Consider the following 7329-nt stretch of genomic DNA (forward strand, 5'->3'; position numbering starts at 1 on the left):
CGACCCTTAACACGTTCAGGGATTTCCCGTCCAGCACAACCTCAACTCGAAGATGTCCGGTACAGAGAGATGTCAGTTAAGCAGTCCTGTGCGCTATGCAGGAAGTGGGGCTGGCCGGTCTGGTGGTGGGCGTGCAGCGGGGTCAGGTTAATGCCGACCAGCCCGTGTGTCAGGGCGAAGTCCATCGGGGCGGCAGCCTGTTGCGCGAAGGTTTGATCTTTCAGGGCCAGGGCGGCGATGAAGTTCAGCAGGGTGAGGCCGCTGCTGCCGAAGTGCAGGCTGCGCGAATGCCGCTGCGTGGCGGCGTACTGCTCCATGGGCGCCGCATCAAGGTCACTCACCAGAGTCTTCGGCAGTGGAAATGGAACATCGAGTGTGCACCGTTCCTGACGGGGGTGCGTCAGGGTCCGCGGATCAAAGCATGGGCTGTGGAGGGCCGCGGACAAGTTCAGAGCCGGAATCGACATCCTCTTACAGGAACTCAGGACACCGACGCAGCGCCGTCAGGAGGACACGGGCGCTTCGTGCGGTGTCTCGAACACGATGACATCGCGGACGGGCATCTCTTCCGGAATGTCCCCCGCGCCGTCCCTGGACCTGTCCCCGTCGCGCCCGGCGGTGAGCACAACATTGCGGAGGTCGCGGAGGAGCGTGAGCACCGTATGCGCGGCGCCGGAAAGGTCGCTGAGTTGCCCCGCGCTGAGCTTCGTGAGGTCGATCTTGTCGGCGTCCTTCTTGAACACGATGCCCATGATGTAGTTCGCCCGCTCCCGGGTCAGGGCGCGCATGCAGATTCCCTTGCCGTCGTACAGCGGCTCACCCGTGGTGACCGAATAGGTGTGACCGGTCTCGGTGGTTAGGGTGAAGCCTTCGAGAGCAGCCACACGGTTGATCTTCCACGGCTTGCCCTGGCGCTCGATGCAGACCATACCACCGACGTGGTAGCCAGCGATCTCATCTAGGTTGTCAATGACGTCAAGGATGTGCATCTTCTCCTGGGGGCTCATGGGCATGATGGCAGTGTATGCAAGTTCATTTGCAGAGGACTGACAGCCGGGAATCTAATTGGGTGGCATCCCACACTGTTGTGCTAGGTTGTCTATCCATGCTGGCGGTCTCCGGGTAAGGTTTCTGTCAGCGCTGCGGGCGCACTCTGGGTCAGCTCTCGGCCGGATGTCCGGCTCCCAAGAGCTTCAAGGCAACGTTGACGCTCACCTTCCGTTCGGGCACCTGAGGTGAGTCGAGTTTGTGGTGCGACCGACCTTGAATAATGGTGTGCTCTGGCACGCCGTTTCCCAGGTGCAGGTCTCACGTATTCAGGACGCCCCTGGAGTGCTGTGAAGTCACCGCTGTTCCTTACCGCCATGCTCCGCCTCGGGACGTCTGCTGCGCCTATCCTGGCAGTGGCAGCTCTGCTGTTCGGGACGGCCGTACACGCCCAGGGGAGCCCATTAATGCGCCAGCTGCCGTTACCGGCGAGCGGTGAGGTCACCACGGTCCTGGCCCTGGGGCCGGCCTATGACGGTCAGGCGCTGCACTTCAAGCTGCTCGGCTGGCGGGCCATGAAGGGCGCCACCGGCGAGGGCACCCCACCAGGCTGGCGGGTGACCTACCCGTCGGCGCTCGCGGCGGGTGGGGAGGCGATCCTTCCGCTCTCGGTCGCGGGCCCCAGCGGCGCGGTGGCGCGCGACCTGACCCTGATCTTTCAGGTGGACGGGCAGCCCGGGACAACCATCGAGGTGCTGGTCTCCTGGCCGCGCGTTGCGCGACTGGAAGCGCGCGCTCTCCCTGAACTCCGTACCTTGCCGGGCGCACCCCTGCAGGTACCGCTGGTGATCCGGAACACCGGCAACGTCGCGGCGCTCGCGAGTGTGACGGCCCAGGGCGCCGACATCAAGGCCCTGCCGGTCAGCGTGCCACCGGGCGGAGAGGCCACCCTGACGCTGCTGGTTCCCTCCGTGGACAGCGAGCGACAGGTGAGGCTCACGGTGAGCGGCGGTATGAAAGACGTCGTGATGCACGTACGGCTGCTCGGTTCCAGACCGCGCGGAGCGGGCTTTGGCCTGACCGTGCGCGCTGGAGCCACGGTGAGCGCCGGCGACGGGCAGGCTCATCTCGATGCCGGTGTGCTGTCCATCGAGGGGCTGCTCAGCCCGGTCACGTCGCTGCGGGCCTCCATCGCGCGCACAGGCAGTGAAGTCAAGCCGACGCTCTCTATCGCCCACCGCAATACTCGAGTGGACTATGGCGGAGCGCCCACGGCCAACGTCGCGGGCAGCGTGGGCACCGGCCTGTACCTCAGCCAGGAGTTCGGCCCCTATGGCCCGATACGCAGGGTGCAGGTGGCCGCTGCACTCCCGCAGGACAACGGCACGACCGCGGCACGGGTCGGCCTGGGTGTGTCCAGCCAGTTCGGCGCGGCCACAGTGCAGGCCAGGGCGAGCGTCAGCGTGCACGGCGACGACCCGGCCGTGGCCGTTGAGGGCAGCGCCGGACACGTGAGTGCCGCGGTGCAGGTCACGCCCCAGCGTGATACCCGCTGGGGCGTGACGGCCGGATACGTGACGCCGCACCTCAGCCTCAGGGCGGGCGCTCAGCAGCGGGAGGTAGGGCTCGACGGATGGGGGGAGGCGAGGGGTGACGTCACGCTCGGCGGCACGCCCACCCGCTTCGGTGTCCGCGCGGACGTCCGGGACAGCGCCTGGAACAGCGTGACGCTCAGCGCCCAGACCGACCACTTGCGGCTGTCCATGCGGGCAGGCGCGGATGCCAGCCAGTGGCTCGACGCCCGCAGCACCTTCAGCGTGGGGGCCATCCGCTCGCAGCTCGGCGGCAGCGTCACCCTCGATCACTGGGCCTTCAGGAGTGCCCAGGCCGACGTCAAGATGAAGACCACCGTCCGCAGCGCACAGCTCGAGGCGGCCGCGAATGCGCAGTTCACCCCGGCGGGCCTGAGCGGCGTCAACTACACCGCGGCCGTCAGCGCGCCAGGCGGGCCGGCCGACCTGAAGCTGAGCGCCGCGGGCACCAGCGCCGGCGCTCTCGATCTCGGGATCGCCGCGGTCTTTCACGGCACGCTCCCCAGCGGTCAGTGGAAGGTCGAGCCCAACCTCGTGGTGCTGGGCGTGCTCGCGGCACCCAGGACCACCGCGGGCGTGACCGCCTCTTACGACACCTACTCCGGCTGGCATGGCCTGGTCGGTATCAGTGCCCCTCTCAGCGGCCCCGGCAGCGTCCGGGTCAGGGCCGGGCTCTCGTACCAGCTCTTCGTGCCCACCGGCGAGGCGCTCGCCGAGCAGCTCGCCGGCCCCGATCCCACCCGCCGCACGGTGCGCGTGATCCTGCAGGAAGATGGCCGCGCCATTCCTCTGGCCGGCGCGCGGGTGAAGGGCTGCGGCCAGGACGCGACGACCGACGCGCAGGGCATGGCGACGCTGCGCGGCTTCCGGGGCAGCTGCCCAGTGAGCCTCGACGCGGGCAGCCTGCCGGATGGAACGACAGCCGCCATAGCGCGCATGGACGTGGCTCCGGGCGCGGATCAGACCATGGCGGTGCTGCCCCTAGGACAGCTGCGTGGGCAGGTGACCTACGTGGATCCGCAGAGCGGCGAGGTCGTCGCGGACGGCCCCGAGCGCCAGGTCACTGTGACCGTCAGCGGCCCGGTGCAGACCTTTACCCGCGCGCAGCTGCCGGGCGGCCACTTCGAACTGCCGCCCCTGCCCGCGGGAACCTATCAGCTCTCGGTCGAGGACCGCCCGCCGGTGACGGTGACCCTGACGCGCGCCGGCGCGACCGTGCAGCTCCAGGTGCCCGGCGCACCACGGGTCGTGCTGGATCCCAGCAAGGTCACGCCGCCAGTGCGGCTGGCGTGGACGTCGCCCCTGGTGACCGCGGGCACCGCGGCAGGCTTGCAGGTGTCCTCGCCGGCACAGATTACCAAGGTGACGGTCAGCGTGCTGGGGGTGCAGACCACCATCCCGGCCCCCTCGGATCAGAGCGCGCCGTGGCCCGTCGGCGTGCCCACGCCCGCCACCGTGGACGGCCTGCAAAACGTGACCGTCGAGGTGCACTTCGCCGATGGCAGTGTGGCCCACCGCACCCTCCAGCTGGTGGTGACCCCGCCGTGATGTGAGCCACAGAAGCCACGCCGGATGGGACAGGCCCGGCGCGGCCGCCGCCCGACCTCTCCTGTCGTCGCGCCCTCAACCCACACACCTGTAGCACTTTCTCCTTCCCCTCTTGCTGCGGCCATGCCGCCAAGGAGTTCCCAATGACCAAGTACCTGATCACCCTTGCCCTGTTGGCCTGCGCCAGCAATGCCCTCGCCGACCTGAACGTCAGCGGTCCTCGTGACCTGAACCTCAAACCGGGTGAGGCCCGCAGCGTGGACTACCTGCTCACCAACACCGGCGACGCGCCCGTGAGGGCCACCGTCTTCTTCAACGACTACATCCAGGGCCCCGACGGATCGCTGTCGCATGTACCGGCCCGCAGCCTGCCGCAGAGCCTCTTCCGGGTCGCCAGCTTCCCGAACCGCGATTACCTGATTCCGGCCAAGAGCAGCGTGGTGGTTCCGCTCAAGGTGCAGGTGCCCGCGGAAGCCCTCGGCGGGTACTGGGGGGTCATCGGCGTGGACTCCGAGGCGGCAGCCGCCAGCGGGGCCAAGAACAGCGTGGGCATCCGGGTACGCTACGCGATGGTGACCGCCCTGACGGTGGACGGGCGCAGCAAGCACGCGCTGAGCATTCAGAACCTCGTGAGCGGCAAGGACAAGGCCGGCAAGCCCACCCTGAACCTGACGGTCGCCAACGACGGCAACACCTACGAGCGCTACGACCTGAAGGTCGTGTTCCAGGTTCCCGGTGGAAAGCCAGTGGAGGTCACGAAGCCGATGGTGATCCTGCCAGGCGTGACCATTGACCTCGCGCTGGACGTGCCGAGCACGCTGCCAGCGGGCACCTACGCGGTTTTCGCAGTGGCGACAGCGGCCACTGGCGAGCGCGGTGAAGCGGTGGGATCGCTGACCGTCCCGGCGGCCACAAAGCCGTGACGCAAACAGTGCAATATAAAGATGAGCAATTGCTTTGAAAGTGATTAAATCGTAAGAATAGCTACGCTAAGCTCTGTTTACCGATTGGGCAACACCCAGCGGGTTGGAAGGCAAAGAAGTTCGTTCTGTATTCGGGCACCTGGAACGAATGGAGCTAGTGGTGCGACCGGTCTGGCCTTGATTCTTTCCCGCAGTCTTTGCAGATGTACAGCCGCCTGAGGCTCACCATCAGCAAGTTCTGTGCGCGGACGGGCATCGTCCAGCAAAACTCTAAGCGCGGACTTCTCGCACCATGCGGAGGTCCCCCCGTTCACTCAGGAGAACCACCATGACCCACAGCAAGAAGTTCGTTACCGCCATCGTTGCCCTCGCCCTCAGCTCCAGCGCGTTCGCCGTCACTAGCTCCCCGACGGACTCCTTCACCGCCGGTGCCAGCGCTCCTACTCCTACTGTCAGCGTCTTTGTGATGAGCGACGGAGACACGGAGATGACAACAACCTACACGATCGGCCAGGCCAACAGCGATGACTACACGTACCCGACCGAGGCATTCGCCATCAAATTCGCGTATGACAACGCCACCAACCTGGGCCTGAGCATCGCGTCGTCCACGCTAGTGGACGGCTGGAGCCTGGCGTACAAGTACACCTCTTACACCGCAGGTGCAGCCAACATTAACGTTGGCACCAACCTGTCGTTGGGCGCAATCGGCGGCATGGTTGCGGCCAACGGTAACAGCTCTACCGGAACGTATGCGTCAGCAGTCGCTGCCTCTACATCAGCCTTCGCTAAAGTTGACGCCGATTTCACCAACGCCACCATGTTCAAGATTGGTGCGAAGTCCACTAACACCACTACTAGCACCTTGAGCGCCACCGTCACCATCACTGCCACCGTTAACTAACCCCAACTCAGGGAAGTCGGGAGAAGGTGCCTTCGCGCCCTCTCCCGACTTCGTATTCACCTAAGGTGATCCCATGAAGCTCAGTGCGTTCATGACCCTGCTGGGCCTGAGTCTGCTCTCCTCTGCGGCGCGGGCGCAGACAGTAAGCGTCCAGATCATGACCGACGCCCCCAGCCCGTCCCCCTTCATCTCAGACTACCCGCTCGGGCAGACCAGCCTCAGCGCAGATGTCTACGGCCCGACGTTCCTGATCTCGGTGACGCACGACCTCACCGCCCCGGCCGCGCTGTCCTTCTCTCTGTCCGGCGGTCAGCCCGATTACACCCTGTTCTGGACCGTGGTGGGCAGTGGAACCAACCATAGTTTCGGGGTCAAGCTTGGTGCGGACGTGACCGGTGTGACGGGTTCTGCGAGCAACGTCTACTACCGCGACGACGGCACCCTGCAACTGCTGCCCACAAACGCCACCCGCTATCGCATCGGCGTGCGCGCTAGCCCCACTGTCACCGCTGACCTGAACACCCAGGTGACCCTGACCCTCACCACCAACTGAACGTCAGGACTCCATGATTCACCCCAGACCGCTCACTGCCGACACTGTGGCATCCGCAGGGAGGGCCAGCGGGACGGTTGTGTTGCCTTCATTGGACTGGGCTACGCTGACCGTCCGTGATCGACGTCAAACCCTACCGCCACCGTTTCAAAGGTGACCATCATCCACCCTGCCCAAAAAGCTGTATCACCGTTTTTCTCTCAGCTATCGTGGAGTGAACCCATAACTCAGGACCAGTGGTCAAGCACTTCTAAGCGGAATGATAGCGGGCGGCGAACTCGGTGGGTGGAACGTAGCCCAGACTCGAATGCAGGCGTTCTCGGTTGTACAGCTCTCCGATGAATCGGTTCAGATGCTGTCGGGCGTCGTCCAGGTTGAGATAATCCTGCAGATTGACCTCCTCGGTCTTCAAGGTTTTGTAGAAGCTCTCCATTCGGGCGTTGTCGTAAGGATTCCCTTTCCTGGACATGCTCGGCGTCATGCCCATGGACCGCAAGCGGTCCACATACGCCCGACTCGCGTATTGGACCCCCTGGTCTGAATGGTGGACCAGCCCCGCTGCTGGACAACGCGCTGCAAGCGCGTTGTCCAGCGCTGTCAGGGGCAAGGCGGCGTCCATGAACCTCGACAAAGACCAGCCCACCACTTCACGGGTAAAGCTGTCCAGCACGCACACCAGGTAAACGAAGCCCTGCTTGACGCGAATGTACGTGAGATCGGCCTGCCAGACCTGGTCAGGTCTGGTCAAAATGAGCTGTGGCAGCAGATTGGCAAATCTTGACTGGTTGTGGGTGGACTCTGTCGTGGGCTGAAAGCGCCGCC

Annotated in this window: 7 protein-coding genes and 2 riboswitches; of the genes, 4 read left to right on the forward strand and 3 right to left on the reverse strand. The window is 65.2% G+C overall.

Annotated elements, in window-relative coordinates:
- Nucleotides 1–41 precede the first annotated feature (41 nt).
- Both IEY31_RS18105 and IEY31_RS18110 read right to left on the reverse strand, forming a co-directional pair.
- Nucleotides 42–341, reverse strand: coding sequence for a hypothetical protein (locus tag IEY31_RS18105; protein ID WP_188974355.1), 300 nt, complete (start codon nt 339–341; stop codon nt 42–44).
- Nucleotides 342–503: 162 nt separating this feature from the next.
- On the reverse strand, nt 504–1013 hold the full coding sequence (locus IEY31_RS18110; RefSeq protein ID WP_188974356.1) for a hypothetical protein: 510 nt from the start codon (nt 1011–1013) through the stop codon (nt 504–506).
- Between the two features lie 175 nt (nt 1014–1188).
- A riboswitch (cyclic di-GMP riboswitch) is annotated at nt 1189–1272 on the forward strand.
- A gap of 92 nt (nt 1273–1364) precedes the next feature.
- Between IEY31_RS18110 and IEY31_RS18115 the strand changes: the two genes are divergently transcribed.
- From IEY31_RS18115 to IEY31_RS18130, 4 genes are all read left to right on the forward strand, one after another.
- Nucleotides 1365–4127: a hypothetical protein gene (locus IEY31_RS18115; RefSeq protein ID WP_188974357.1), complete on the forward strand. Its 2763-nt coding sequence runs from the start codon at nt 1365–1367 to the stop codon at nt 4125–4127.
- A 143-nt stretch (nt 4128–4270) separates the two neighbouring features.
- On the forward strand, nt 4271–5050 hold the full coding sequence (locus IEY31_RS18120) for a hypothetical protein (RefSeq protein ID WP_188974358.1): 780 nt from the start codon (nt 4271–4273) through the stop codon (nt 5048–5050).
- Nucleotides 5051–5147: 97 nt separating this feature from the next.
- Nucleotides 5148–5231: riboswitch (cyclic di-GMP riboswitch) on the forward strand.
- A 147-nt stretch (nt 5232–5378) separates the two neighbouring features.
- On the forward strand, nt 5379–5954 hold the full coding sequence (locus tag IEY31_RS18125) for a hypothetical protein (protein WP_188974359.1): 576 nt from the start codon (nt 5379–5381) through the stop codon (nt 5952–5954).
- A 73-nt stretch (nt 5955–6027) separates the two neighbouring features.
- Complete coding sequence (locus IEY31_RS18130; RefSeq protein WP_188974360.1) at nt 6028–6507, forward strand: hypothetical protein; 480 nt, start codon at nt 6028–6030, stop codon at nt 6505–6507.
- 250 nt (nt 6508–6757) lie between these two features.
- On the opposite strand, the gene IEY31_RS18135 is transcribed toward IEY31_RS18130, so the two are convergent.
- The coding region (locus IEY31_RS18135) for an IS3 family transposase (RefSeq protein WP_188974361.1) at nt 6758–7329 on the reverse strand (572 nt) is incomplete at its 5' end.

Origin of the sequence: Deinococcus aerolatus, from assembly GCF_014647055.1 — a bacterium.
Classification (GTDB): Bacteria; Deinococcota; Deinococci; order Deinococcales; family Deinococcaceae; genus Deinococcus; species Deinococcus aerolatus.

Bases quoted from the DNA above. Each gene is read 5' to 3' on its own strand.
- IEY31_RS18110 (WP_188974356.1), bottom strand. From the start codon at position 1,013: ATGCCCATGAGCCCCCAGGAGAAGATGCACATCCTTGACGTCATTGAC.
- IEY31_RS18115 (WP_188974357.1), top strand. From the start codon at position 1,365: ATGCTCCGCCTCGGGACGTCTGCTGCGCCTATCCTGGCAGTGGCAGCT.
- IEY31_RS18120 (WP_188974358.1), top strand. From the start codon at position 4,271: ATGACCAAGTACCTGATCACCCTTGCCCTGTTGGCCTGCGCCAGCAAT.
- IEY31_RS18125 (WP_188974359.1), top strand. From the start codon at position 5,379: ATGACCCACAGCAAGAAGTTCGTTACCGCCATCGTTGCCCTCGCCCTC.
- IEY31_RS18130 (WP_188974360.1), top strand. From the start codon at position 6,028: ATGAAGCTCAGTGCGTTCATGACCCTGCTGGGCCTGAGTCTGCTCTCC.